The sequence below is a fragment of the Pandoraea pulmonicola genome, assembly GCF_000815105.2.
GTDB classification, from domain to species: Bacteria; Pseudomonadota; Gammaproteobacteria; order Burkholderiales; family Burkholderiaceae; genus Pandoraea; species Pandoraea pulmonicola.
Genome location: NZ_CP010310.2, coordinates 4,237,661 through 4,264,335, shown reverse-complemented (window position 1 = coordinate 4,264,335; position 26,675 = coordinate 4,237,661). Strand labels below are relative to the sequence as shown.

Below are 26,675 nucleotides of genomic sequence, written 5' to 3'. Positions count from 1 at the left end.
TAGGCGATGTCAGGCGTTCAGTCCCGCATTGTTTGCCACTATTGCGACAGAACCCACGAATTGGATTCGCGTGCCGCCCGGCGTCCGGTGAGCCACTTACGCAGCCCGCAGACGAAGGTGAAGCGATGCGCCACGTCGCGCTCGAGACGCGCTTCGGCGTTTTCGTCCGACGATACCCAGTAACGGCGTCCCGGTTCGACGACAAGGCGCTGGCTCGGCATCAGCCAGTAATCGTGCGGGTCGCCGGCCCGCGTTACCCAGACTGCCGCACCGCGCGCGACAAGCGTATGTTCGTGATGGAGGTCGAGAGTGACGACTTCGCCCGGACGAATACCGTAGAAGTACTGAACCTTTGTCAAATTGCTTTGCATTTTACGGCCTCCACTCAGTGGATGACTTAATCGTAGAGACTGGCAAACGCCGCACCAAGTGTCATATTTTCACGGCCTTGTGAATAGCTGACTTGGACCTTCAGAGACTTCCCAGCCTAAATGCCTTGCGCGCCTTCGAGGCGGCTGCCTGCCTGGAGAGAGTGCACAGCGGCAGGTACATCAGCATCACGAAACGGAATTCGTACCGAGCAATAAAATGCTCGAAACCTTCACGCAAGTTCTTTTCTGCTGCGCTCCATTTTCCCAAAAGTCCGCATCCCCACCAAGCTCGATAGGGTTGACTGAAGTTAATGGATGAACTCTGAAGTTAGTGAACTCTCTGGATTCGGTATTGTCGCCGTTTTTTTGGGGTGTATGCGAATGCCGCGATCAACGATCTCTGGCTTTTCAAATGATATTTTCCAAAGAATGCCAGAGATAATTTATGAATTATATTTGAAAATCCCCTCCGCCACATTATGAGAATTTTCATAAGATCGCGCAGTTATTGGGTTTTCATATAATTAATAATTTCTCACGATCAATGATCGGAAATACTGTCAATGAACAAAATATAAAAAATGGACGACTGGATGAATTCCGCTAGGCCAGTTCGATCTTGACTCCAAGAAGAAACGCGCGTGACATAGTGCCATTTCGCATGCCTAACCGCACCGAGGCGTCGGCCGACGCGAAATGGCGCGTTCCTCGAACTGGTGTCGAAGTCGAGCCAAGCCGTTGCCTTTCTCCATTGACTTTTCATCCATGCCGATCACTTCTGTTGGATCACATTTACTGGACGGGCTGGCCCAAGTGCTGTGCGAGTGCTCTGGCTCGTCCCCGCAAGTCGATGAAGAAAGAGGATTAATGCTCGAGTATGCCGGCCGGCGTGGCGGTCCGGGCCATGAGTGGCGCTGCGCCACGCTACTCGCCGCGCTCGCCTGGACCCATCGCCAGCTCAGTCAGGTGGGTAGCACGGACATTGAGTGGGTGTGCCGGGACTTGACGCGGCATTTGGCACGCTCGTGCCGTGAAGGCCTGGACATCGAGGCATTGGTCAACGCATTCGCAAACCTTGGCCTGGAAAATGCGCCCGGTGGCCAGTCCGGTGAACCGTCGCCAGCTCATGTGAAACTCGCTCGTAATGTGCTCGCCACGCTGGAGACTCGCGTGAACGCGGGTCAACTCTTGAGAAAACTGATCGCGAACTTGCCAGAACAGCAGGCGGGAGATGATAGCGGCATCGATGAGCTCTATCGGTGCTCCTTGGCCGCATGGGTGGCATTCGCGCCGAGGGGGGAGGAGAGGGCAGGCCGTGCGATCGTGCAGGACAGGATTCTCAACATGGTGGGTGGCGAATTAGACTTGAAGAGCCTGCTTTTGTATAGCCTGCCGGATTTGCCCGCGGGTCTCACAACGCTTGACGTACGCGGCAACAGGTTGATGCATCTGCCGAAATTGCCTGAGAGCCTCGTGAAGCTCTTGGCAGCCCACAACTACTTAGATCACCTGCCAGAATTGCCTAGGGGCCTCACAGAGCTTGACGTATGCGACAACCGACTATTCGAGTTGCCGGCGTTGCCCGAGGGTATCAAGACGCTTTACGTGGGCGATAACCGACTATCCGAGTTGCCTGCGTTGCCCATGAGGCTCACAGAGCTTTACGTAATCGACAACCAACTATCCGAGTTACCAGCGTTGCCCGCGGGCCTCGAGGAGCTCTTGGCGTGTGGGAACCAGCTGACCGAGTTGCCGACGTTGCCTGCAAGTCTGAGAACGCTTAATGTCTCGTCCAACCGACTGACCCACTTGCCGCCAAGTGTATTTGGTATGCCGTATGAGGTTCGGGTAGATGCCGAAGGCAACTCATTTTCGCTTGCATTTCTGCAACAGGCGCACCAGGCGATGTTGGCGCCCGACTATAACGGGCCTCAGCTTTGCTTAGGAAAGGGGTTTCACCGTGTGGACGAAGCGGTTCGGGATTGGTTTAGCAACGACGAACAAGCACAGATACGCCGATGGCAAGCGCACAGCTTGGAAGTAGATGCCGCTGGGTTCGCACGTTTTCTGGTCCGTTTGAAGGCGGGCGTCGACGATAATGCCGAATTCAAGGCGGGGGTCGCCAAGTGGTTAACCAAACTCTCGCAGAATGACGAACTTCGTCAACTGACCTTCCAGGCTGCCCAAGGGGCCACCGCGTCCTGCGACGATCGCATTGCACTGACGTATAACGACCTGACCAAACTCAGTCATGCGCATGCCGTCAGCCGTGGCGATTATGACGACAGACTCGCCGAGATCGTCGAGCGCGGGCGAGGGGCATTTCGCCTGGACGCACTGGAGAAGATTGCTCGCAAGAAAGCCCCGGCGGCACGGCAAAACCATGAAATCGAAGTGTATCTGGCCTACCAGGTCAAACTGAGCGATCGGCTGCACTTGCCCACCGGCATCGCGGACATGCATTACTTCAATTATTCCACGGTAACACCACAGGATCTGGAGAGCGCCGAGCAGGAGGTTCTCTCCCGAGAACGGTTGGAGTTCCCTCAGTATTTCCTGGTCGAATGGGAGCCTTGGCAACAGGTGCTGGCCCGGCTGGATCCTGAAGGATTCGAGCGCGCGTATCAAAAATTGCAGGACATGCTCGCCGATTACGACCGGGAGTTGTCGGCGTATCTGGCCAGTCTTGGGCTGCCGGAGGATCTCGAAACGCAGGCACAGGCTGGGGTTGGCCTCATGAAGACACTGCAGTTGGCAGTCTGTGAAGAGCTCACTCGAGAATTCTTGCGCAAGCGGGGTGAAGAGGCGCTCATGGATCAGATCTTGGGTACGGCCAACCAGTGACAGCGCTGGCGCCGGCCAAAACCAACAACGGGCGGGCGATCATAACGCGGTGATCTTCTCGAATGGCCGTGACTCACCTGAAGTGGCCGGTGCAGTCGTGGAAAAAGCCGAGGATGCCTTGATCGACTACCTGTTCGTGACTGCCTGATTACATCGGAAAACTCAGCCGGAAGCACGCGCCCTTCGGGGCAGACTGCGTGACCGTCGCCTCGCCGCCGTGCAGATGCATGACGCGCTGGACGAGGTCCAGCCCCAGCCCGATGCCGTGCGTGTCCTCGCTCAGCCGGCGGTAGGGCTCGAAGATGCTGTGCCGCTGGTCCTCTGGAATCCCGTCGCCCTCGTCGCAGACCTCCATCCAGGCCTCGCGCGATACGCGCACCGTGATCGTCCCTCTGCGTCGCCCGTAATTGGCCGCGTTCTGGATAAGGTTGGTCAGCGCCCGTTCGATGGCGAGTTCGTCCCCACGCACAAACACATGCTCACCGTCGGCATCGAACGCCATGTCGTATCCGCCAGCGAACGTCATCGGCGCCATGTCGGCGACCACGCGCTGCGCCAGCGCAACGAGATCGACTTGCGTGAACGTCATCGCGCTCTGATCGAGACGTTGAAGATCGAGCAACTGGTCCGCCAGCGTCGCCAGTCGCGCGCAGTCTTCCTGCAGGCGATTGCGCGCGGCGCCCGACGGGAGCGCGGCGATGCGCGTCGTGAGAATGGCAATGGGCGTGCGCAGTTCGTGCGCCGCGTCGGCAATGAACCGCTTCCTCGCCTCGATCCCCTTGTCCAGACGCGCCAGCGCCCCATTGACCGCATTCACGAGCGGCAACATCTCAGAGGGCAGATCGCGCGTATCGAGACGCACGCCGATACTGTCGATATCGATGCGCTCGGCCTCGGCCGACACCCGCCCAAGCGAGCGCAGCGCACGCCGCACGACGATGGGAGTGACGACCAGTGCGGCAATGCCCATCATGGCCGCGAGATACAGCGCCAGATTGTAGGCGCTCTCGGACTGCCGGACGATCTGACGCAGCGTCACCCTTCCTTGCGTGCCTGTCACCATGCGCAGCCGTCCGGCCGGGCTCTCCACTCGGCGTGCCACCGCGAAGCCAACCGACGAATACTGTGCATCGTTGCTGAAACGCGCGTCGCTCAATGACGTCGGCAGCGGCAGGAGCGCCTGTATTTCCGCGGGCGGCGTGCCATCGCGCAGCACATGACCGCTGTCGTCTTCGACGATGAACCACAAGTCGGGGACTTCCGCGCGAAGGCGCTTGAGCGATGGCGAATCCCTGAGCACCAGACTTCCGTCCGGCGCTCTGCCGATGGATTCCTTCAGCGCGTCGATGGTGCTGAACTCATGTACGCCGCCGAGAATCGTGCCCGTGAGCCACAGGCTCGCGAAGATCGTGAAGCTCAGCGTCGTCAGCACTGCGACCATCACCCATTGCGCGACGAGCATTCGCTGAACCAGCCGCCACCTCAGCGAACGCGGACGCCAGAAGCTCATGGTTCCTCTCGCAACAGGTACCCCACGCCGCGAATGCCATTGATGACCAGCCCGCTGTTGGCCTCGGTCAGCTTGCGTCGCAATCGGGAAACCTGGGTATCGAGGGCATTGGGCTGCACTTCGTCGCCGAGCGTGAACACGGCCTCCATGAGCGCCTCACGCGGCACCATCCGGTTCATGCGCCGCAGGAGCGTATCGAGCACGAGAATCTCGCGTCGGGTGAGCGTGAGCGCCACGTCGCCAACGCGTGCCTCCACGTTGATGTAGTCATAGGACAGCCGGCCCGCCACGACGATGTCGCATTGCATGCTCGCCGGGCGACGCGCCAACGCGCGCAGGCGCGCCAGCAACTCCTCGAACGCGAAGGGTTTCGACAGGTAGTCGTCGGCCCCGATGCCGAGGCCTTCCACCTTGTCGGCGATACTGCCTCGGGCGGTGAGCACCAGCACGGGCACGGCGTTCCCCTTCGCGCGCAGCTTCGGGATCAGGCCGAGTCCGTCGCCATCCGGCAAGCGCCGGTCGAGAATGACGGCACTGTACGTACTCGCCATCGCGAGACTCTCCGCTTCGGACAAACGCGAGGCATGATCCAGGAGCATGCCGTGACGCGCCAGCGCGTCGCTGAGCGCGATCGCCAGTTCGGGTTCGTCTTCCACGAGTAGTACTTTCATATGTCCGGCCGCTCCAGCAAGGGGCTGCGCTCGCGCTCCCGCATTTCTACACCCTTTGACTGATTTGGACCGCCAAAGAAATGACGGGCGTATCGCGGGTGGATGTCCGTCATGCGCAGCAGCGTAAGAAAGTCGGCGCAATTGAAGTCGGGGTCCCATGCCGGTTCGCCGCAAATCTTCGCCCCCAGACGCAAATACCCCTTGAACAGCGCGGGCGGCGTCACGGCCTCGCCGGTTGCCAGTGCGGCAACGCGCAGCGGATGGTGCGGCGTCACCCGTTGCGACTGCGGGACCAGCGACTGGCCCAGCGAATGATACAGGTTCGCGGCAAAGCGTCCGCCATCGCTCATCGGCACACTGGAGCAGCCCAGCATCCACTGAAATCCATGCGCACGCATATACGCGCCCAGCCCGCCCCACAACGCCAGAATGACCGCACCCTGCCGGAAATCCCGGTGTACGCACGAGCGCCCGACCTCGACCATATCGGGCCGCAACGACTTCAGGGCCGACAGATCGAATTCGCTCTCCGCGTAAAGACGGCCCAGCGCACGCGCGCTTCGTGGCGTCATCACCCGATAGGTCCCGACCACCATCTGCGACGCCACATCGCGAATGAGCAAGTGATCGCAATAGTCGTCGAACGGATCGACGTCCAGCCCTGGCGGGCCGCTGACGTTCGCCCCCATTTCCGTCGCGAAAACGTCGTAGCGAAGCCGCTGCGCCTCGCGGAGCCCGTCGCCGGAGTCGACCCAGCTTACCTGCAGCCCCGCCCCTGCCCCGGTAGCGATGCGCATGGTCGGCGCGCGCTTGTCCGCAGCTCGCAGCGTGAGCGAAGCGAACGGCAGTGTCGGTGTTGGAAAATCACGCATTCGAGGTCCCCATCGCCTTGCCCCGCTCAGAGAGTCGACGCCGGTGCCCGGCAGTCAACGGCCTTCGCCTTCGCCGCCCATCGGTTCGCGAGGATCAGCCCGGTGATCTCCATGCCTGCGAGCACGCCCATCACCCAGCCACCAATGCTCAGTGGCTCGTGCGCACTGCCCCGCAACACGAACCCGATCGTCATGAATATCGCGTTGTAGATCAGGATGCCCGCGGCGGCACTGGGGACGAACCGCCCCATGCCGATGCGCAAGACACCGGCGGGCAACGCCAGGTACAGGCGAACGACCGGGATCAGTTGTCCGACGAACGTCGCCACGCGCGCATTGCGCCGAAACGATCCGACAAGATGGTCGTAGGTCGCGGTGGAGAAGTGCACATAGCGGCCGTACCTTCCGACGAGACGGCTCACCCGTCCCTCACCGACGCAGCGCCCCACCAAATACCAGACCATCGTCCCCGCGAGAGACCCCAGCGCGCTCGCCAGGATCAGCATGGACAGCGACGCCGCGGATCCCTCCACGAAGCCGAGGAACATCAGCACGAGATACGACGGCGCAATGGGAACGAGCTTCTCCAGCAGCCCGATCGCGAATCCGCCCAGCAGCCCGTAACCCATGAAAAGCTGGCTCAATTCCGCCGGACTCATGCTTGCGGCACCTCGTCGTTGCGACGCGAAATGCTGTAGACGGTCGCGGGCGGGAAATTCAGATACGTCTTGCCCAGCCGGGTCGCTCGTAGTCCCAACTCGTCAAGCACGTCTTCCGGCACCGAACAGGTGGCGCCGTAAGTGAACATGAAGAACTCGCCGTGCGGCTGCAGGTACAGGAAGGCGCCGCTCAGGATTCTGAAGACGGTGTCGCGCGGCATATTGAGAAAGCCCAGACCGCAAACGACTGCGCCGAACGTGTTGCCAAGATACGGCGGCTGGAGGTGCAGTACCTCGGCGCGCATCTGGAGCACCCGTGCCGAAGGGAATTTCTCTCGAAGCAAGTCTGCGAAGCTTCGGCCGACTTCGATCAGCGTGAGGTGGTCTTCTCTCACGCCGCGTCGCAGCAACGCCCTCGTGAACGCGCCGGTGCCTGGGCCCAGTTCGAGGACGGGCCCCGTCGCGTGGGAGATTTTCCGTGTGATGAGCGACGCCAGGGCACGCCCCGAGGGCGCGACGGCCGCGACATCGCGCGGACTGCGCCCCCACTCGCGGACAAACGTCAGAAGTTCGATTATCGCCATTTCGCTGAACCATCCTTTCGCGGATACGGTGCTTCGGCCACTCACGCCACGGCATAGTGCGAAGACCCGTCGTGGGAATGAGGTCAGCTTGCCAGCGATGGCTGTCGTCAGTCTGTCGTACCCATTCCGTTGTTGGAATTTCGTGGATCGGCACGACCGCCATGCTGACGACAGGTACGGGGTTCACCATTCGCATGACGAAACAATGACAGGGCGAACCGCCGGGACGCTGACGTGAGTGTCTCGCCAGGGCGCGACGCATCAACGCGCAAGCATACGCTTCTGGCCTAGCGCGCGTAAGTGGCGTCGTCTTGTGCGAGCGACGCGTCGGACGCCTTCGTGGGTGCGATACGCTCGAGCGTTTCCTTAGGGACGATTTCAAGCACGCGTACGACACTCGCCACGTCCGGCACCCGGCTGGCCACGCTCGATGCGAGATCGGCCTCGTCCTTCGTCGCCAACCCCATCAGGTAGACGACCTTGCGCTCCACCACGACCTTGAATGCCGAGGACGGGAGGCCCTTCTCGGCTACAAGACTAGCCTTGACCTTCGTCGAAATCAGCGTATCGGACGACCGCTCGCCGAACGACGAGGCTTCCGGCGCGAGCACCGCCTCGTTGAACACGGCGCGCACGCTGGCGTCCTGCTTCGCGGCGGCGGCGATCGCCTGAAGGTCGTTGTCCCGGGGCACCTCACCGGTCAGCAGCACCTGTCGGTTGTAGCTGGAAACGTTGACGTGAGCCTGGGGCGCGGCCACCTCGCCGACCCGGTGGCCGACCCTTAGCTCGATGCTCGCGTCGTCCATCTGGGCGCCCAGGCTTCGACGGTCGGTGGCTGCCATGCCGGTGGCGGTCGCCGCGCCGAGCACGATCGGAACGCACCCTGACAGGGCGCATAAACAAAGACTGGCAATTGCTATCCGTGCGGGCGGGCGCTTCAGGCGAATTGGCATATGACAATCTCTCGGGCAGTTCGGAGCTATCGATGCTCCCATCCGAACATGTCGCCAGTCTGTCGGCGTGCGAATGTCAAAAAGCGCGACTTCGGCAGCCCCCTCGGCGGCTACAGAGAGACTGCTTTCGCGGGGAGGGGGGAATTGCCAGACGGGCGTGTCACATGGAGGGGGAAATGAAGGATGGAGACGGACCGGGGCCCCTTTCCGAATCGAGTTGGGTCTATGTCTGAGAGGCGGAAAGGGGCCCCGGTCCGTCGGGGGGCAGGCAGTACCGAGCGGGAGGCGGGTATGCTGCGGCAGCGTGGGTCCGGGGTAGCCGAAGAGAGGCGTGCGTGTTCGACAGAGATGCCAACCGGTACCGAACCGAGAACGAACTTCGGACGGTACTGATGACCGGACGCGAGAGAGAACAGTCAGAGCGCAGCGCTGTAGATGGCGAAAGCGTCGGCTTCCGTGACTTCGCGGGGATTGTTGACGAGCAGTCGGGTCTGGAGCATGGCGTCCGAGGCCATGCGGCCGATGTCGTTCTGCGTCACGCCGACTTCGCGGAGTGTGCGGGGAATGGCGGTCTCGACGATCATCGCTTCGATGTACTGGATGAGCGCGTCGGTCTTCGCTTCATTGCTGCCGGCTGCCTTGGTGGGGAGAATCACGTCGGCGAGCTCGGCGTAGCGCTGGCTCGCCGCGGGCGCATTGAAGCGCATGACGTGAGAAAGCACGAGGGCGTTCGACAGTCCGTGCGCGACGTGGAAGATGCCGCCGATCGGATAGGCGAGGGCGTGTACGGCGGCTACGGGAGAGTTCGCGAACGATTGACCTGCGAACATCGCGCCGAGCAGCATGGCTTCACGGGCGTTGCGATTGTTGCCGTCGTCGCAGGCCGGCAGCAGGTTGCGCGAGAGCAATTCCAGCGCCTTCACGGCGAGCATGTCCGAGACCGGATTCTTCAGATGGGCGGACGTGTAGGCTTCGATGGCATGCACCATTGCGTCGATGCCGGTGGCCGCCGTTGCGGCGCGCGGCAGACCGAGCGTGAGTTCCGCATCGAGAATCGCGAGGTCCGCAAAGAGCTGTGGCGCGACCACCCCCATCTTCGTCGTTTCGCCCGTCGTCACGATCGACACCGCGGTGACTTCCGAGCCTGTACCGGCGGTCGTCGGCATCTGCACCAGCGGCAGGCGCGTACCTGTCACCTTCTTGACGCCGTACATCTCCTTGATCGATTGCGTGCCCGGCAGCAGCACCGCGAGCAGTTTGGCGACGTCCATCGACGAGCCGCCCCCCAGCCCCAGCACGATCTCCGCGTCGGCCGCGCGGGCGCGCTCCGCGGCTTCCAGCACCACGTGCTCGGGCGGGTCGGCGATTACGTCGTCGATCACCGAGACCTGCCAGCCATGCTCGGCCAGATTGGCCAGCGCGGGCGCGAGCAGTCCGCTCTTGTGCAGAAAGCCGTCTGTTACCACGCACAGACGCCTGCCGGCCGGATACTGCTCGCGAAGCAGTGCGCCGAGACGGCGAGCGGCGCCAAATTCCACGACGACGGTGGGGACCGTCTGAAAACGAAACGGGTTCATGATCGGCTTCCTTGGTTCGGGCACTGACGAGACCTCGTCATTCTCGATTCTCGCGCGGATTGCGCTTCGGGCGCAGCACAATCCGCGATGGGGCGCGATGCCCTCACATCACACTTGCAGACAGAGGTACTTCAACTCGAGGTACTCCTCGATACCGTAGTGCGAGCCTTCGCGGCCCACGCCCGATTGCTTGATGCCGCCGAACGGTGCGACCTCGTTCGAGATCAGGCCGGTGTTCAGACCGACCATGCCGTACTCCAGCGCTTCGGCCGTGCGCCAGGCGCGCGCAATGTCGCGCGTGTACAGATAGGCGGCCAGGCCGAATTCCGTATCGTTGGCGAGCGCCACCGCGTCGGCGTCGTGCGAGAAGCGGAACAGCGGTGCGACCGGGCCGAAGATCTCCTCGCGGGCCACACGCATTTGCGAAGTAGCGTCGGCGATCACCGTCGGCGCGTAGTACGTGCCGCCCAGCGCGTGCGTCGCGCCGCCCACGAGCACGCGGCCGCCGTGCGACTTCGCGTCCTCCACCAGCGTCTCCACCTTGTCCACCGCCTTCGCTTCGATCAGCGGACCGATCACCACGCCGTCTTCCAGACCGTTGCCCACCTTCATCGCGGCCACCCGCTTCGCAAACTTCTCGGCGAAAGCGTCATAGACGCCGTCCTGAATATAGAAGCGGTTCGCGCAGACGCACGTCTGACCGCCGTTGCGGTACTTCGCGACCAGCGCGCCTTCGACGGCCGCGTCGAGATCCGCATCGTCGAACACGATGAACGGCGCGTTGCCGCCGAGCTCCAGCGACATGCGCTTGACCGTCGGTGCGCACTGCGCCATGAGCAGACGACCCACGCCGGTCGAGCCGGTAAACGAAAGCTTGCGCACCGTCGGATGCGAGGTCAGCACGCCACCCACGGCTCGGGCGTCGCCCGTCACGACCTGGAACACGCCGCCCGGAATCCCGGCGCGGTGCGCCAGCTCGGCGAGCGCGAAGGCCGACAGCGGCGTGAGTTCCGACGGCTTGACCACGATCGCGCAGCCGGCGGCCAGCGCCGGGGCGACCTTGCGCGTGATCATCGCGGCGGGGAAGTTCCACGGCGTGATCGCAGCGCACACGCCCACGGGTTGCTTGATCGTGACGAGGCGCTTGTCGGCCGCGGGCGTGGCGAGCACATCGCCGTCCACGCGCTTGGCTTCTTCCGCGAACCACTCGATGAAGCTCGCGGCATAGGCGATCTCGCCACGCGCTTCGGCCAGCGGCTTGCCCTGCTCGCGGGTCATGAGATACGCGAGGTCGTCGGTGTTGGCGACCATCAGATCGAACCAGCGGCGCAGCACGGCGGCGCGCTCCTTGCCGGTGCGCGCCGCCCACGGCTTTTGCGCGGCTTCCGCGGCGACCACCGCACGCGTGGTTTCCTCGGCGCCGAGCTCCGGCACCTTGGCCAGCACCTCGCCCGTGGCGGGGTCGACGACGTCGAACGTCTTGCCGCTGTCGGCCGCGATCCATTGACCGTCGACCCAGGCAAGTGCCTTGAAGAGAGTGGTGTCTTTGAGTTGCATGGCAGTTGACCGGACTCGCCGGCATGTCCTGTTGGCTGTGGATGGGAGGGCAGGCGGCAATCTCGCTGAATACTTGCCGTTCTACCTATTGAACGATATTCTATGTATTGAATGTAATTCTACGTACTGACCGTCTGGGGTGCAACTAGGGGTTCACCATGCCAAAGCGCAAACTCGACATTTCCGCCCATGCCTCGTCCGGGCCGCTCAAGACCACGGCGCCCGCCGTGGTGCGTGCGGTGCACGTGCTCGACGTGATTGCGGCGTCGCTCGAGCCGGTGGCGCTGGCCGATCTGGCGCGCGAGACGGGGGTGCCGAAAAGCACGCTGCACGGACTGTGCGACACACTGGTCAAGCTGCGCCTGATCAAACGCCACGTCAACGGCGGCATGACCATGGGCTCGTACGTGATGGGATGGGCGAATGCGTTCCTGTCGCAGACCCACATCACCGAAGAGTTCCGGGCGGTATGGGACGCCTCGCGGGCGTTTGCCGAAGAGACTGTCACGCTGTCCGTGCTCGACGGCGCCGACGTCATCTATCTGGCCTGCCACAACGGCAACCGGCCGCTCGGGGTGACGTTTCGCATCGGCATGCGGCTGCCTGCGCCCTACACGGCGACGGGCAAGGCGATGCTCTCGACACTGCCGCCCGACGAAGTCGCCGCTCTGTTCGCCGGCGCCTGGCCCGAACCGCTTACCCGGGCGAGCGTCGGCACTTTTTCCGCACTGGCCGAGGAAATGGCACAGGTGCGCCGTGACGGGTACTCGATCGACAACGGACAGATGCGCGAGGGCATGATCTGCTTCGGCGCGCCGGTCTTCGATGCGAGCGGCGAGCGCGCCGTTGCGGGGCTCGCGGTCAGCTTCGTCACCAACGAGATCGACGCGGCCACCGGACAGCGCATCGGCCGTCAGATCCGCGAATTGGCGGATCAACTGTCGATGCGTCTGGGGGCACCTGCCCGCCGTTGAGGCGCAGCTCAATAATCAGAATGTTCCCTAACTTGCCCATGGTAGCGTCATGGGCAATAGCTTCCGATCCCTTCCCATTCGTGTGCAGTGCTACGCGGCGACCTGGCGGGTCAGGCGTGTGACGGCGCCTGGGCGATCCCTTCACAAGCCCCGTGGTGCCTTGGTTGGCGTGGCGTCGTCTTCCCGTCAGCCTCGTGCTGACGAAGCGCCAGCGGGGTGGCACCGTCGGATTGTTATCTTTGACGGAACAGTCATGTCCATTTGTGCGGGCTATTCCCTAGGGGTTATCACTGGCATCATTTGGCCTTGACTGATGTCCAGACAGCCAGCGGAAGCGTAGGGAAGCGCAATCCCGGCGGTGCCATGGGGCGGACATCCTTAAGGGAAGCACTACGCCATGTCCAATATCGCAATCGTTTATTACTCGCAGGGCGGCGCAACCGCCATGATTGCCCACTCGGTCGCTCAGGGCGTGAACGACGCGGGTGCGCACGCACAATTGCTCAGCATCGAACCGCATCAACTCATCGACGGACAGTGGCATGACGAAGCCACGCTCGCACGTCTGGCCAACGCCGACGCCATTATCTTCGGCGCCCCCGCGTTTCAGGGCGGCATCGCCGCGCCGTTCAAGGCATTCGCCGACGCCACGATCGGGATGTGGCGCGCGGGAAACTGGCGCAACAAGGTCGCGGGCGGGTTCTCGTTCAGCTATCGTCCCGGCGACGACAAGCGCGACACGCTCGAATACTTCGCCGCACTTGCCGAACTGCACGGCATGGTGTGGGCCGACGCTGACGCCGACGAGCAGGAGCTCACGCCGCGCAAGTCGGTCGGCCATCGTCATCCGGGCGATTTTCCGGCGGTTGCGGGCCAAGGTGTGGACGGCGACGCCGCTTACGCACTCGACCCGGCCGATGTGATCGCGGGCAAGCAGTATGGCCGCAATGTCGCAGCACTGGTGGCGCGTCTTGCGGGGGAAGTGCTCGAATCGCCGGCGGTGCTGGCGCGCCGCGCACTGGAGGCGGCCGAGCGTCGGTTGTGACCGACAGGCGGGCGGTGTGCGCCCGTCGGCACGGATCCGTAGGACCCATGAATAAAGGCGAGGCGCCGATCGGGCGCCTCGCTTTTTTTGTCGCCTTTCCGGTCGCCGGGCTTGGCGGGCCTGGTGGGCGACTTAGTTCTCCGGCGCGCCGCTCGGCGGTTCGGCGTGGATCTGCAGCACGGCGTCGCGCTTGGCCAGCAGGTGCTTGCGCAGGATCTCGCCGAGCCGCTTGCCGTCGCGTTTCTCCAACGCGTCGATCATCTGCTCGTGCTCGGCGATGGCGCGGTCCCACTTGTCCGCGTGGAAGTTGGAGCGAAAGCGCAAGGCCATCAGGCGGCGATTGATCGACACATAGGTCTGACGCAATGCGCCATTGCGCGCCGCTTCGTTGATGCGGTCGTGGATGGCCTGATTGCGGGCGTAGTAGCCGGGCAGGTCGTGCTGCGCGCGGCACGCGAGCATCGCGTAGTGCAGCGCCTTGATCTCGGCGAGCTCGACAGCGGTCATGCGCTCGGCGGCGAGCTCGCCCGAGAACGCTTCGAGCGCGCTCATCAGCTCGAACATCTCGCGGATTTCCTTTTCCGTCATGCGTGCCACGCTGGCGCCGCGGTTCGGCGCGATCTCGATGAGGCCTTCGGCGGCCAGCACCTTGAACGCCTCGCGCAGCGGCGTGCGCGAGATGCCGAGCGTCTCGCAAAGCTCCCGCTCGTTGAGCTTCACCCCGGGCGACAGTACCCCTTCGATGATGAGCTTGCGCAAATGCTCCACGACCGTGTCGTGCAGGCGCAGACGCTCCACGCGTGGAATTTCGGAAACGGCAATCGTCGACGCGTTTTCCATGTTTTGCATTCAAAACCATCAAACCTTCATGGCCGCGATTGTACCGTACGGGTTCAGGCTGCCGTATCGCTAGGGTAAACGACTGTATTAAAAGCGCTTCTCATCCCTTGCGAAGATCTTTGGCTCTGCTAAAGTATTTTGAATGCAAAATTCAAAACGACCTTTCAACAGGAGAGAGACGTTCATGCTGAAGCTCGATTTCCACCCCTCAGGCCGCCACTTCCTGCAGATCCCGGGGCCGAGCCCGGTGCCCGATCGCATCCTGCGCGCCATGAGCTATCCGACCATCGACCATCGCGGCCCGGAGTTCGGCGCCCTCGGTCGCAAGGTGCTCGCCGACATCAAGAAGATCTTCAAGACCGAACAGCCGGTGGTGATCTATCCGGCATCGGGCACGGGCGCGTGGGAAGCCGCGCTCACCAACACGCTTTCGCCCGGCGACCACGTGCTGATGTTCGAGACCGGACATTTCGCCACGCTGTGGAAGAAGATGGCCGAGAACCTCGGCCTGAAGCCCGAGTTCATCGGCCTGCCGGGCACCGAAGGCTGGCGTCGCGGCGTGCAGCCGGACATGATCGAAGCGCGTCTGCGCGCCGACACCGGCCACGGCATCAAGGCCGTCTGTGTTGTGCACAACGAAACATCGACCGGCGTGACTTCGGACATCGCGGCAGTGCGTCGCGCCATCGACGCGGCGGGCCACCCGGCGCTGTTGCTGGTCGACACGATCTCGGGTCTGGGCTCGGCCGATTACCGTCACGACGAATGGGGCGTCGACGTCACCGTCTCCGGCTCGCAAAAGGGCCTGATGCTGCCGCCGGGCATCAGCTTCAACGCGGTCTCGCCCAAGGCCGTCGAAGCCAGCCGCCACGCGAAGCTGCCGCGCGCGTTCTGGGGCTGGCAGGAAATCATCGAAGCGAACAGGAACGGCTACTGGCCGTACACGCCGAACACCAATCTGCTGTACGGGTTGTCCGAAGCGCTCGACATGATTCTGGAGGAGGGGCTGGACAACGTGTTTGCCCGCCATCGGCGTCTGGCCGAAGCCACGCGCCGCGCCGTGCGCGCCTGGGGGCTCGAAATCCAGTGCCAGGACCCGGCGGTGTACAGCCCGGTGCTCACCGGCGTGGTGATGCCGCAGGGCGTGGATGCGGACGCCGTGCGCAAGCGTATCTACGAACGCTTCGACATGTCGCTTGGCCAGGCACTCGGCAAGATTCGCGGCACGATGTTCCGCATCGGCCATCTGGGCGACTGCAACGACCTCACGCTCATGGCCACGCTCGCCGGCTGTGAAATGGGGTTGCAACTCTCGGGAGTGAAGCTTGCGGGATCGGGCGTGGTGGCCGCGATGGACTATCTGGCGACGGCGCAGGACACGCCGTCGCTCAAGGTCGCCGCCTGACATGCCGTAGTGCTCGTTACCGGGAGAAGGAGACGAGGGGTGTCGTCGGGCCGTACGCGGCGCCCCTGCGGTAAACGCTTTGCTTTGTTTGCGAACGATGCGGCAATGGGCCTCCGACAGAAGGGCCGTGGCTGCAGCAACACCTCGCGCGCGAGCTGCCGATCCATGTCTGGCGGACGCGCTTCACAGGATGTTCCAGGAGACATGCAATGAAGCTTTTCCGAGCGACAAGGGTCGTGCTGGTGATGTTATGCGTCATGTATTTCATCACCTATCTGGATCGCGTCAACGTCAGTACTGCCGCCGCCGGCTTCGGCAAGGAATTCAATCTCAGCAAGACCGAAATCGGTCTGGTCTTCTCCGCGTTTGCCTATCCCTATCTCGTCTTCCAGATCATCGGAGGCTGGGTGAGCGACCGCTTCGGCGCGAAGCGCACGCTGCTCGTGTGCGGCGGGCTGTGGGCCGTGGCGACGATCCTCACCGGCATGGCCGGCGGCCTGGTCACGCTGCTGCTCGCCCGCCTGCTGCTCGGGCTCGGCGAAGGCGCCACGTTCCCGGCGGCCACGTCGGCGATGTCGCGCTGGGTCGCCAAGGAAAAGCGCGGCTTTGCACAGGGCATTACGCACGCGGCTTCGCGCATCGGCAATGCGGTGGCGCCGGCCGTGGTCGTTTTCATCATGGCCACGCACGGCTGGCGCGAGTCGTTCTACCTGTGCGGGATCGTGAGCCTCGTGTGGGTGGTGCTGTGGGGCTTCACGTTTACCGAACGCCCGCAGGATCATCCGCGCATCACCCCCGAAGAGCTCGCCGTCCTGCCGGCGCTCAAGGCCAAGAGCGCGTCGGTGCCGTGGGGTCCGCTCTTCAAACGCATGGTGCCCGTGACCATCGTGTACTTCTGCTACGGCTGGACGTTGTGGCTGTTCCTGTCGTGGATTCCGCAGTACTTCCTGCATAGCTACGACCTCGATCTGAAGAAATCGGCGCTGTTCGCGTCGAGCGTGTTCTTCGCCGGGGTGGTGGGCGATACGCTCGGCGGCATCGTGACGGACAAGCTCTACGAGCGCACGGGCAGCCTGAAGCGTGCGCGCAGCTGGATGGTGTCGGTGTGCATGCTGCTCACGCTGATCTCGCTCGTGCCGATGATGTTCACTCATCATCTGTACGTGTCGATGGCCTGCCTCGCCTTCGGCTTCTTCTTCGCCGAAATGACGATCGGGCCGATGTGGGCGATTCCGATGGACATCGCACCGGAATACTCGGGCACGGCCAGCGGCATGATGAACACGGGCTCGGCGCTCGCCGCGATCATCTCGCCGGTGCTCTCGGGGTATCTGATCGACCGTACGGGCAACTGGGAACTGCCGTTCGTGGGCAGCATGGTCCTGATGGCCGTGGGCGTGGTGCTGGCGTTCCGCATGCAACCGGAAAGCAAGTTCTCGATGGCCGGCGAAGTCGCCGCAGCGAGCAACGCACGCCAACCCGCTTGACGCATCGGCCAGCACAATGATGAATCCGCAATCGAACGCCCGCGTGAACCTTGTCAGCCAGCCGGTGCGCCTGATGCCGGCGCAGCGCGGCGGCGTGGCGCTCACGCCATTGCAGGAACGGCTGCGTCGCGAACTGCGCGGCGACGTGCTGTTCGATCGCGCAAGCCGGGGTCGCTACGCCACCGATGCGTCGATCTATCAGATCTTCCCGATCGGCGTGGTCGTGCCGCGCGACCAGGACGATCTGATTCGCGCGCTGGACGTCGCACGCGATCAACACGTGCCGGTGCTCGCACGCGGCGCCGGCACGAGCCAGTGCGGTCAGACGGTCGGCGAAGCGCTCGTCATCGACAACAGCAAGTGGCTCAACCGCGTGGTGGCGTTCGACGCGCAGGCGCGCACCGTCACCGTCGAGCCGGGGATCGTGCTGGACCATCTGAATGCGTGGCTGAAGCCGCACGGCCTGTGGTTCCCGGTCGATGTGTCGACGGCCGCCCAGTGCACCATCGGCGGCATGACGGGCAACAACTCCTGCGGCTCGCGCTCCATCGAATACGGCAACATGGTGCACAACGTCCTGGGTATCGATGCGGTGCTCGCCGATGGCGCCCAACTCCACTTCGGTTCGTTGCACACGCCGCCTGCGGACGCGCGCATGCGCACGATTCTGGAGCGCGTTCGCGAGATCGCCCTGCGCGAGCGCGACGAGTTGCGCGAGCGCGTGCCGCGTGTGTTGCGCCGTGTGGCGGGCTACAACCTCGATCTGTTCGACTGCCTCAATCCGCGCGCGTACACCGACGACGGCGTGGCCAACCTCTCGCATCTGCTCGTCGGCTCCGAGGGCACGCTGGCCTACAGCCGTCAGATCACGCTGAAGCTCGCGCCGCTGCCGGCGCACAAGACGCTCGGCGTGGTGAACTTCCCCACGTTCTATCAGGCGATGGACCTCACGCGGCACATCGTGAAGCTCGGGCCGGTGGCCGTGGAGCTGGTCGATCGCACGATGATCGATCTCGCGATGGACAACGCCGCATTCCGACCCGTGATCGAGAAGGCGCTGGTGGGCGATCCGCAGGCGATCCTGCTGGTCGAGTTCGCCGGCGACGACGCCACCGCGCTGCGTCGCAAGCTCGACGATCTCGCCGCGTTGATGGGCGATCTCGGCCTGCCCGACTGCGTGGTGAAGATGCCCGAGGCCGGCCCGCAGAAAGCGCTGTGGGAAGTGCGCAAGGCGGGGCTGAACATCATGATGAGCATGAAGGGCGACGGCAAGCCGGTGTCCTTCATCGAAGACTGCGCGGTGCCGCTCGAGCATCTCGCCGAGTACACGCGGCGTCTGACCGAGGTGTTCCATCGGCATGGGACAGAGGGGACCTGGTACGCACATGCGAGCGTGGGCACGCTGCACGTGCGTCCGATTCTCGACATGCGCCGCGACGGCGCCGTGAAGATGCGCGCCATCGCCGAGGAGGCGGCGGCGCTCGTGCGCGAATACAAGGGCGCCTATTCCGGCGAGCACGGCGATGGGCTGTGCCGGGGCGAGTGGGTCGCATGGCAGTACGGACCGCGCCTGAATGCGGCGTTCGGCGAGATCAAGCAGCTGTTCGACCCGGAGAACCGTTTCAATCCGGACAAGATGGTCCGTCCGCCGAAAATGGACACACGCGAGTTGTTCCGCTTCGCGCCGGGCTACGCCGCGAAGCCGTTCGCGCCGGCGCTCGACTGGACGGCGTGGAACGTGCGGCGCGACGCGCTCACGGGCGAGCAGACGGCGCCCGACACGGGCACGGACGCCACGCACGGCCTCGCGTCGGCCGTCGAGATGTGCAACAACAACGGCCACTGTCGCAAATTCGATGCGGGCACGATGTGTCCGAGCTATCGCGTCACGCGCGACGAGCAGCATGTCACGCGCGGGCGCGCCAACACGTTGCGGCTGGCCGTCTCCGGACAGCTGGGCGACGACGGGCTGGCGAGCGACGACGTCAAGGCCGCGCTCGATTTATGCGTGTCGTGCAAGGGCTGCAAGCGCGATTGCCCGACCGGCATCGACATGGCGCGCTTCAAGATCGAGGCGCGTCACGCGCGGGCGAAGCGTCACGGCGTCTCGCTCCGGGACAGACTCATCGCGTATCTGCCGCGCTATGCCCCCTGGGCCAGCCGCGTCGGCGGCCTGCTCGCTGCCGCGCAACGCTTGCCCGGCAGCGACGCCGCGAAGCGTTGGCTCGGCCTGGCGCTAGAGCGTTCGCTGCCGGCACTGAAGCCGTCGTTCCTGTCGCGGCAGACGCCGCTCCCGTCGGGGCCCGGGCGCGCACGCAGCGAGCGACAGGTGGTGCTCTTCGTCGATACGTTCAACAACTACATGGAGCCGGAGAACGCGCAGGCCGCGAGGCGCGTGCTCGAAGCGGCTGGTTATACGGTTCACGTCAATCGGCGCGCGGGCGAGCGGCCGCTGTGCTGCGGGCGCACGTTCCTCGCCGCGGGCCTGGTGGACGAAGCCAAGGCCGAGGCGAAGCGTTTGCTCGATGCGCTGATGCCGTTCGTCGAGCAGGGTGTGCCAGTGGTGGGGCTCGAACCGTCGTGCCTGCTGTCGCTGCGTGACGAGGTGCTCGGCTACGGCTTCGGCGACGCTGCCCGCAAGCTGGCGGAAAATGCGTTTCTTTTTGAGGAATTTCTGGTTCGCGAGAAAGCGGCCGGGCGCTTCGACGTGGCATGGCAAGCGCTGCCCGATGGCGCGAACGAGGCGCTGGTGCACGGACACTGCCATCAGAAAGCGTTCGACGCCTACTCGCCGGTCACGACCGTCCTTGGTTGGCTGCCGGGGCTGAAGGTATCATCGATCGAATCGTCGTGTTGCGGCATGGCGGGCAGCTTCGGTTACGAGGCGGAGCATTACGACACGTCGCGGGCCATGTCGGAGTTGTCGCTGTTACCGGCGATCCGGCAGCGCAGCGCGAACGCCATCGTCGTCGCCGACGGCACGAGTTGCCGGCATCAGATTCATGACGGCGCGCAGACGGAGGCGATCCACGTGGCGTGCGTGCTGGCTCGAGCGCTGCCTGCGTGAGTTTCCTGCATGAGGTGACTGCATGAGCCGCAACGTCCCGTGCCTCTCCTTGAAGGGATTGTGATGTCCGATTCGTACGACTTGTCCGCTTCGTCTGGTTCGTCTGGTTCGCGCGTTGCCGCCGATGTTGCCACCGATACGATCGCCGTGCCGCCCGTGGCGCGCGTCGGCGACACGCTCGCGCAGATTGCCACGCCCTCACTGCTGCTCGACCTCGACGCGTTCGACGCCAATGTCGCCCGCATGGCGAGCGCGGCAGCCGCGCGCGGTGTGGCCGTGCGTCCGCACGCGAAGGCGCACAAGAGTGTGACCATCGCGCGCGAGCAGATGGCCGCGGGCGCGGTCGGCGTTTGTTGCCAGAAGCTCACCGAGGCCATCCCGTTCGTCAACGCCGGCATCGGCAACATCCACATCAGCAACGAGTTCGTGGGCGAGGCGCGTGTGGCGCTGGCGGTGGCGCTGGCCGCACGCGTCACGCTCTCGGTCTGCGTGGACGACGTGCGTCAGGTCGCGCCACTGGGCAAGGCCGCACAACGCGCGGGTGTGCGCATGGCCGTGCTGCCGGAAGTGGATGTGGGGCAGGGGCGCTGCGGCGTCGATTCGACCGACGAGGTGGCGCGGTTGATCGACGCCATCGACCACTACGAAGGGCTGCGCTTCGGCGGCATCCAGGCGTATCACGGCAGTGCGCAGCACATCGAGGGTTGGGACCGGCGTCGCGATACTGCCCGTCTGGCGGCCGAGCGCGCGGCCGCCTACGTGCGGTTTCTGGAGGCGCGTGGCATCGTCTGCCCGGTGGTCACGGGCGGCGGCACGGGCACGGCCGAGTTCGACATCGACAGCGGCGTCTACACGGAAATTCAGCCGGGCTCGTATGTGTTCCTCGACGGGCATTACGGTTCGCTGGAATGGCGTGACGATTGGCGCTTCCGGCATGGGCTGTTCCTCGCGTCGACGATCATGAGCACCGCGCGCGCGGGCATCGTCGTGTGCGACGCAGGCCTCAAGAGTGTGGCCACCGATTCCGGCCTGCCGCGCTTCTGGTCGTCGCAGCAGGCCGGAAAGCCCCATTACCGCACGGCGTCCGACGAGCATGGTGTGCTCGAACTCGCGTCGCCTGACGAGGACGGCGACGCCTGGCTCGGTGAGCCGATCCTGCTGGTGCCGGGGCATTGCGATCCGACCGTCAATCTGTATGACCGGTACGTCGCGGTGCGCCACGGACGGGTCGAGGGACTGTGGCCCATCGAGGCGCGTGGCTTGAGTCAGTAGGGATGCGTGGCTGTTGCCTCTGCCGTGGGCGGCGGCCCTCACAGTGATCGGCCGGACGCCCGGGTGAGGACCCGGCCACGGCAAAATATTTGGAGGAGGGGCTTCCCAAGTTCCGCAACCTGCGCTATAGTCTCACTTCTTCGCCGTACGGGGGTATAGCTCAGCTGGGAGAGCGCTTGCATGGCATGCAAGAGGTCAGCGGTTCGATCCCGCTTACCTCCACCAAAACGGAAGACTTTAGGTCCCCTTCGTCTAGAGGCCTAGGACATCACCCTTTCACGGTGAGTACAGGGGTTCGAATCCCCTAGGGGACGCCAGATGCATCGGCGTGAGGTTCAAACGAGTCGAATCGTTTCGAACACGCGACGAAAATCGGTTGTCGACAAACGCGCTTGGCTTCACGGCCAAGCGCGTTTTGTTTTTTCTGCGAGTTTTTTGTCGCCGGGTGACGCGCAAACCGATGCCGCGGATCGCATTGCACATGGCACGTCGCCATGCCGCGCGGCGTTTTCCTCCTGCATCTCCGCCTTCAGCGCACCGGCGAGCTTGCCGTCTTGCCAACGACGGTTTTCCACGGCCGCACGCGCCAAGATTTCACCAACCCATTCACCACGTATGGATCGGCCTTTGCGAAGGCTTCTGCCGCCGCCGGCGAGTCGCCTTCGAACAGCAGGGCCGCCGCGTCGACCGGCGATTCGAGCGCACCGGCAAGCAGCAGTTCGCCGCGTTCGGCGGCTTGCCATGCGAGCGCGAGATGGGCGTCGCGATATTGCCCACGCCGGTCGAGGTAGTCGTCGACGAGGTCGTAAGTCAGCAGGTAATGCATGCGAGGTCTCCGGTGAAATGACGAGAATGTTCTGAGGTTATCGGTAGAACGCCGACGGCGATACGCCGAAGTGGCGCTTGAACATCGCGGCGAAGGCGCTCTGACTGGCGTAGCCGTGATCGAGTGCGACATTGACGATTTTCTCGCCGCGGGCGAGCGCCTCCAGCGCTTGCAACAGTCGCGCTTGCTGACGCCAGCGGCCGAACGTCACCCCGGTCTCGCGAGCGAAGGCGCGCTGGAAGGTCTTCGCCGACAGTCCGGCGGCGTGCGCCCATTCGTCGATGGTCGCATCGTCGCACGGTGCATGCATCAGTCGCTCGCACACGCGCGCCAGGCGCGTATCGGCTGGCCACGGCAAGTAAAGTGGCAGCACCGGCAGGGCGATGAGTTCGTCGAGCAGCAGGCGCATGAGCCGGGCGTCGCGCGAGTCCGGAGCATAGTCCGGCGGCACGTCGATGGCGGCGAGAATCAACTCGCGCATGAGCGGCGTGATCTCCACCACGCAACTCGTGTCGGGCAACGGTTCGTTGCCGGGCTCGACGAACACCGTACGCATCTTCACGTTGCCGCTCATGCGCACGGTGTGCTCGAGTCCGGCAGCCAGCCACACGCCGCGCGTGGGTGGCACCACCCAGCGTCCGGAGGCCGACGCAATGATCATCACGCCTTCGATCGCATAGAGCAGTTGCGCGCGACGGTGGCTGTGCGACGCGATGAACTCGTTGTGCGCATAGTCGACCGCCATGGCCGCCATCGGCATGGGCGTGCTCTCGAAGCGCAGGTGATCTCTCGGGTGGGTCTCCATCGGCCGGCTCTCGTTGTCCTTTTTGAGGCAGGTTTCGGCATTTTAGCGCGAGACACCCCGCCTGACATCACGGACGATGGCGCTTCGCAGTTCTCGTTCCACCTTTCTCATTTGCGGAAAATCACCATGGGGTACTTCCTGTATCCGCTCGGCGCCATGTTGCTCTGGGCGGGCAATGTCATCGTCTCGAAGCTCTCGGCCACCGCCATCGCGCCGTCGGCCATCACGTTCTATCGACTGGTGCTGGCGCTGGCTGTCATGACGCCGTTCGTCATTCGGCCGCTCGCGCGCAACTGGCACCATATCCGCCCGCAGCTCGCCAAGCTGGCTTTCCTCGGCTTTCTGAGCATGTCGTTCTACCAGAGCCTGTCGTATCTCGCGGCGCACAGCACCACGGCGACGAACATGGCCATCGTGACGGCGCTCGCCCCGTTGCTGACGCTGCTCTGGAGCGTCGTGCTGCTGCGCGAGCCGCCGACGCTGGGCATGCTCGTCGGCGGTCTGCTCTCGCTGGCGGGTCTCGTCTACCTGATCGGACAGGGACATCCGTCGCAACTGCTCGACGGTGGCGTGCATCTGGGCGACGTGTTGATGTTGATCGCGTCGGCTTCCTACGGGTTGTACAGCGTGCTGCTGCGGCGCTGGCACGTCGCGGTGCCGCCGGCGCAGTCGACCTACGTGCAGGCATGGGCGGCGCTCGTGACGATGATCCCGATGGTGGCTATCGTGCCCGAGGGGCAGGCGCAGCTCAACATGGCGACCGTGCCGCTGGTGCTGTATGCGGGATTGGGAGCGTCGATCCTGTTACCGATCCTTTGGATTCAGGGCATTCGTCACCTGGGGCCGAATCGCTGCAGCATGTTCATCAATGTGCTGCCGGTGATGACGGCCGCGATTGCCGTGGTGATGCTGGGTGAGCGCTTGCACGCGTTCCACGTGATCGGCGGCGGCGTCGCGCTTGTCGGCGTGTTCATTGCGCAGCGCTGGCAGCGTCCGCTGCCGGGCTTCGGTACGCAGGCCGTGCCCGACGAATCGGACGAAGTCCCGGCTTGACGGGCATAGCGGACGCGGTGGGGCGGGGAGTCTGCAGACTGTCGCAGATTCCTCCGCGTGCAAGTGTCAGGCGGTCAGGCGTTGCGCACCGCGACCCCGTAAGTGCTCACTATCCGACGATCCTGCTCTTCGGTGGAGAAGGCTTCCCACAGCAGACCGTTGCAGTCGGTGCTGCTCGCATACCCCGGCGTTTCGTCGTCTTCGAATCCGACGTGCCGCAGCTCGCCCGCGCGCCCGGGCGATTGGTTGATCGAGAAGTTGAGCAGGTCGGTGCGCCACATGGCGTAGGCGCCGGGCACGATCGCCGATGGTGGCTGACCGAGGCGGGCAGAATAGTCTGCGATGGACTCGTCGAGATCGCGCACGGCAAGCGCGATGTGAAAGCGTTTCATGGGCGGGCTCCTGAGCGGACGTTGCGATATTCCGACGCGTCGCCATGTGAGTGCTTGCTTGGGCGGCGGGCGACGCGCCGGTGAAGTCCGATCTTAGGGAGCTCGCGCCGCGCTAACCAGACGGGGGGATATCCCGGTATTCGACGTAATGGGCTAGCGGGGTAGCATGGAAAGCGTGAAGCGGGCGCTCACTGGGGGCGCCGAAAGTCGTTCTCGACCCATGCACGTGCGCTGTTGCGCGAGAGCTTGAACGTCGGCGGCACCTTGACCGACGCGATCGTCTCGCCGAAACGATCCACCGCGCTGAGCATTGCATATGGATCGTAGTCGTCGGGCACGATGTCGAGCGTGACGTCGATGTCGCCATCCGGTCCGTCGACGCTCACACGCTTGTGCAGTTGCGCGTGCAATTGCTGCTCGTGACGACGCAGCACTTCGGCCGCCGTCTTCACCAGCGTGTGAAATGCGCCGACGTCGAGCGGTTTCGGATTCTTCTTGTCGCGCCCCATCGTCCAGGGTCCGACGAGTGCGGGCTCCGACTCGCCGTCCTTGTACATGGCGACGGCCCAGCCGTCGTCTTCCTCGTTCTTGACGACCTTGGCCGTCCAGCCATCGTCGCGCCACAGACGGTCTTCGTGAACGGCGTCGCCGTGCGCGGAGGTGTCGTCGCTCGGCGGGAGATCGGAGGCGGTATCTGAGGCTGGAGTGGAGGCGGTAACGGTCACTGTCGGCGGTCGGTGGTGAGGCTTGGGGACGCGATAGGTCGGCGCCCCCGGCGATGTTGGAACCGCGCCGGCACCGAGGCGTTGCGAAGAACGCCGGGACATTCGGCAGGGTGTGCGAAGGTGCCGATTTTACCGCGTCCGGCCGAAGCGCGGACGCGTGGACTCGGTATGGACCCCGCTGCCCTGTGCGGACTACTCGTTCGCGAGCGCCAGTGCCACGAGCAGAGCGACCGGCAGCAACACGCACCAGAAGCCCGCGCCGTGATAGGCGAACCCGCCGAAAATCGCGCCGACGGCGAACGCGGCCAGCGCGGGGATCATCTTGCGCAGGCGAGCGCGCGCGGCCGAGCCGTCGCCGCAATCGCCGCTCGCCAATTCAACGATGTCGATGACGATCTGCGTGGTGTTGCCGGTCATGATGGTCGTGGGCGCCAGGTCGGCCAGCACGATGCGCCCGACGGCATTCTGAATGGCAAGGGCCGCCACGCCGAACATGCCGGAGAGAATCGCAAGCGGGGCGTCGGCGGAGAGCATTGGCTGCGCGGCCAGCCCGATGATCATGAAGCCGAGCAGCAGCAGGGTCTGCACGGCGAGAAGCAGGCGCAGCGGGCGGCGCTCGGTGCGCGAGAAGGCCTGCACGACCAGCTTGACCATGGCGACGAAGATGACGAACACCGGCAACGCGAGCAGTTTGGCGACCACGCCCACATGCGTCGCCGCGACCAGTTGCACGCCGATCATCACGAAGTTGCCGGTGACGTGCGCGGTAAACAGGCCGAACAGCGCGATGAAGCCGACGACGTCGATGTAGCCCGCGATGAACGCGAGCGTCATGCCGATGTAGATGGGCTTCGCGAAGTGGCTCACCCACGCGCGCGCGACGGATGCCGCTTCGTTCGGCGTGGGGATGCGGCGAGGGGTACTCATTGGCAGCTCCTTTGGCGGTGATCGTGGCAGGTTCTGCACGTCCTGCGCGGCCTGTCATTCACCGCTCGGTGCGCTGATGTAGCATATCACCGCGGGACGACGGTCCACTTCGGGACGACCCGCTATACTGCACGCGGTACCGGGCGTTCGCCATCCGACCAACGTCTGACTTGCCTGCGCGGTGGTTTCGCGGGCGTGGAAAGCGGCGGGCGAGGGTGGCCGCTTGTCTTGCTACGGCATTGGTGCGCCCCTACTGCTC

At 64.2% G+C, this 26,675-nt stretch carries 22 protein-coding genes, 2 tRNA genes and 1 pseudogene; 10 read left to right on the top strand and 15 right to left on the bottom strand.

The window, feature by feature from the left end:
- Positions 1 to 38: 38 nt before the first annotated feature.
- A complete protein-coding gene (locus RO07_RS18145; RefSeq protein ID WP_052266700.1) occupies positions 39 to 371 on the bottom strand; it encodes a DUF2917 domain-containing protein in 333 nt (110 codons plus the stop codon).
- Between the two features lie 765 nt (positions 372 to 1,136).
- Between RO07_RS18145 and RO07_RS18140 the strand changes: the two genes are divergently transcribed.
- Entirely contained in the window at positions 1,137 to 3,215 is a 2,079-nt protein-coding gene (locus tag RO07_RS18140; protein WP_160118102.1) for an NEL-type E3 ubiquitin ligase domain-containing protein, read from the top strand.
- Between the two features lie 148 nt (positions 3,216 to 3,363).
- On the opposite strand, the gene RO07_RS18135 is transcribed toward RO07_RS18140, so the two are convergent.
- The 8 genes and pseudogenes from RO07_RS18135 to RO07_RS18100 all read right to left on the bottom strand — a co-directional run bounded on the left by RO07_RS18135 (position 3,364) and on the right by RO07_RS18100 (position 11,598).
- Positions 3,364 to 4,725, bottom strand: coding sequence for a sensor histidine kinase (locus tag RO07_RS18135; protein WP_039404635.1), 1,362 nt, complete (start codon positions 4,723 to 4,725; stop codon positions 3,364 to 3,366).
- On the bottom strand, positions 4,722 to 5,396 hold the full coding sequence (locus tag RO07_RS18130) for a response regulator transcription factor (protein WP_039404632.1): 675 nt from the start codon (positions 5,394 to 5,396) through the stop codon (positions 4,722 to 4,724). Before RO07_RS18130 ends, RO07_RS18135 begins: the two co-directional genes overlap by 4 nt.
- Positions 5,397 to 5,467: 71 nt before the next feature.
- Positions 5,468 to 6,268: pseudogene (locus tag RO07_RS18125) on the bottom strand (GNAT family N-acetyltransferase); the annotation flags it as partial.
- Positions 6,269 to 6,294: 26 nt separating this feature from the next.
- Positions 6,295 to 6,927 carry a DedA family protein gene (locus RO07_RS18120; protein ID WP_039404631.1) on the bottom strand — a complete coding sequence of 211 codons (633 nt, stop codon included), beginning with the start codon at positions 6,925 to 6,927 and terminating at the stop codon, positions 6,295 to 6,297.
- Positions 6,924 to 7,511 carry a class I SAM-dependent methyltransferase gene (locus tag RO07_RS18115; protein WP_039404629.1) on the bottom strand — a complete coding sequence of 196 codons (588 nt, stop codon included), beginning with the start codon at positions 7,509 to 7,511 and terminating at the stop codon, positions 6,924 to 6,926. The genes RO07_RS18120 and RO07_RS18115 overlap by 4 nt, the downstream gene beginning before the upstream one ends.
- A gap of 287 nt (positions 7,512 to 7,798) precedes the next feature.
- Positions 7,799 to 8,353: a BON domain-containing protein gene (locus RO07_RS18110; RefSeq protein WP_237171288.1), complete on the bottom strand. Its 555-nt coding sequence runs from the start codon at positions 8,351 to 8,353 to the stop codon at positions 7,799 to 7,801.
- A gap of 527 nt (positions 8,354 to 8,880) precedes the next feature.
- A complete protein-coding gene (locus RO07_RS18105; RefSeq protein ID WP_039404623.1) occupies positions 8,881 to 10,041 on the bottom strand; it encodes an iron-containing alcohol dehydrogenase in 1,161 nt (386 codons plus the stop codon).
- Between the two features lie 108 nt (positions 10,042 to 10,149).
- Positions 10,150 to 11,598: an NAD-dependent succinate-semialdehyde dehydrogenase gene (locus tag RO07_RS18100; protein WP_039404620.1), complete on the bottom strand. Its 1,449-nt coding sequence runs from the start codon at positions 11,596 to 11,598 to the stop codon at positions 10,150 to 10,152.
- 158 nt (positions 11,599 to 11,756) lie between these two features.
- Here RO07_RS18100 and RO07_RS18095 point away from each other — a divergent pair, with 158 nt between their 5' ends.
- A complete protein-coding gene (locus RO07_RS18095; protein WP_039404618.1) occupies positions 11,757 to 12,572 on the top strand; it encodes an IclR family transcriptional regulator in 816 nt (271 codons plus the stop codon).
- 397 nt (positions 12,573 to 12,969) lie between these two features.
- The gene (locus RO07_RS18090; RefSeq protein WP_052266699.1) at positions 12,970 to 13,617 is read left to right on the top strand and encodes a flavodoxin family protein; all 648 of its coding nucleotides are present in this window, start codon (positions 12,970 to 12,972) and stop codon (positions 13,615 to 13,617) included.
- A 132-nt stretch (positions 13,618 to 13,749) separates the two neighbouring features.
- On the opposite strand, the gene RO07_RS18085 is transcribed toward RO07_RS18090, so the two are convergent.
- Positions 13,750 to 14,466 (bottom strand): GntR family transcriptional regulator, encoded by a 717-nt coding sequence (locus tag RO07_RS18085; protein WP_039404615.1) that lies wholly within the window; start codon positions 14,464 to 14,466, stop codon positions 13,750 to 13,752.
- Between the two features lie 175 nt (positions 14,467 to 14,641).
- On the opposite strand from RO07_RS18085, the gene RO07_RS18080 reads away from it, so the two are divergent.
- The 6 genes from RO07_RS18080 to RO07_RS18055 all read left to right on the top strand — a co-directional run bounded on the left by RO07_RS18080 (position 14,642) and on the right by RO07_RS18055 (position 22,005).
- A complete protein-coding gene (locus RO07_RS18080; protein ID WP_039404613.1) occupies positions 14,642 to 15,862 on the top strand; it encodes a pyridoxal-phosphate-dependent aminotransferase family protein in 1,221 nt (406 codons plus the stop codon).
- Between the two features lie 209 nt (positions 15,863 to 16,071).
- Entirely contained in the window at positions 16,072 to 17,349 is a 1,278-nt protein-coding gene (locus RO07_RS18075; protein ID WP_039404611.1) for an MFS transporter, read from the top strand.
- A 16-nt stretch (positions 17,350 to 17,365) separates the two neighbouring features.
- Positions 17,366 to 20,416 carry an FAD-binding and (Fe-S)-binding domain-containing protein gene (locus RO07_RS18070; RefSeq protein WP_039404609.1) on the top strand — a complete coding sequence of 1,017 codons (3,051 nt, stop codon included), beginning with the start codon at positions 17,366 to 17,368 and terminating at the stop codon, positions 20,414 to 20,416.
- Between the two features lie 63 nt (positions 20,417 to 20,479).
- Positions 20,480 to 21,688 (top strand): DSD1 family PLP-dependent enzyme, encoded by a 1,209-nt coding sequence (locus tag RO07_RS18065; protein ID WP_418303690.1) that lies wholly within the window; start codon positions 20,480 to 20,482, stop codon positions 21,686 to 21,688.
- Positions 21,689 to 21,837: 149 nt separating this feature from the next.
- A tRNA-Ala gene (locus RO07_RS18060) sits at positions 21,838 to 21,913 on the top strand.
- Positions 21,914 to 21,929: 16 nt separating this feature from the next.
- Positions 21,930 to 22,005 (top strand) — tRNA-Glu (locus tag RO07_RS18055).
- A 212-nt stretch (positions 22,006 to 22,217) separates the two neighbouring features.
- On the opposite strand, the gene RO07_RS18050 is transcribed toward RO07_RS18055, so the two are convergent.
- On the bottom strand, positions 22,218 to 22,514 hold the full coding sequence (locus RO07_RS18050; RefSeq protein ID WP_039404605.1) for a YciI-like protein: 297 nt from the start codon (positions 22,512 to 22,514) through the stop codon (positions 22,218 to 22,220).
- A gap of 37 nt (positions 22,515 to 22,551) precedes the next feature.
- On the bottom strand, positions 22,552 to 23,319 hold the full coding sequence (locus RO07_RS18045; RefSeq protein ID WP_052266698.1) for an AraC family transcriptional regulator: 768 nt from the start codon (positions 23,317 to 23,319) through the stop codon (positions 22,552 to 22,554).
- A gap of 126 nt (positions 23,320 to 23,445) precedes the next feature.
- On the opposite strand from RO07_RS18045, the gene RO07_RS18040 reads away from it, so the two are divergent.
- Positions 23,446 to 24,372 carry a DMT family transporter gene (locus RO07_RS18040; protein ID WP_039404602.1) on the top strand — a complete coding sequence of 309 codons (927 nt, stop codon included), beginning with the start codon at positions 23,446 to 23,448 and terminating at the stop codon, positions 24,370 to 24,372.
- A 74-nt stretch (positions 24,373 to 24,446) separates the two neighbouring features.
- Here the strand turns inward: RO07_RS18040 and RO07_RS18035 are convergent, their stop codons facing one another.
- From RO07_RS18035 to RO07_RS18025, 3 genes are all read right to left on the bottom strand, one after another.
- The gene (locus RO07_RS18035; protein WP_039404599.1) at positions 24,447 to 24,764 is read right to left on the bottom strand and encodes a VOC family protein; all 318 of its coding nucleotides are present in this window, start codon (positions 24,762 to 24,764) and stop codon (positions 24,447 to 24,449) included.
- Positions 24,765 to 24,952: 188 nt separating this feature from the next.
- Positions 24,953 to 25,489, bottom strand: a complete 537-nt coding sequence (locus RO07_RS18030; protein WP_039404597.1) for a hypothetical protein — start codon at positions 25,487 to 25,489, stop codon at positions 24,953 to 24,955.
- A 192-nt stretch (positions 25,490 to 25,681) separates the two neighbouring features.
- Positions 25,682 to 26,416 (bottom strand): YoaK family protein, encoded by a 735-nt coding sequence (locus RO07_RS18025; protein WP_039404595.1) that lies wholly within the window; start codon positions 26,414 to 26,416, stop codon positions 25,682 to 25,684.
- Between the last annotated feature and the right edge of the window lie 259 nt (positions 26,417 to 26,675).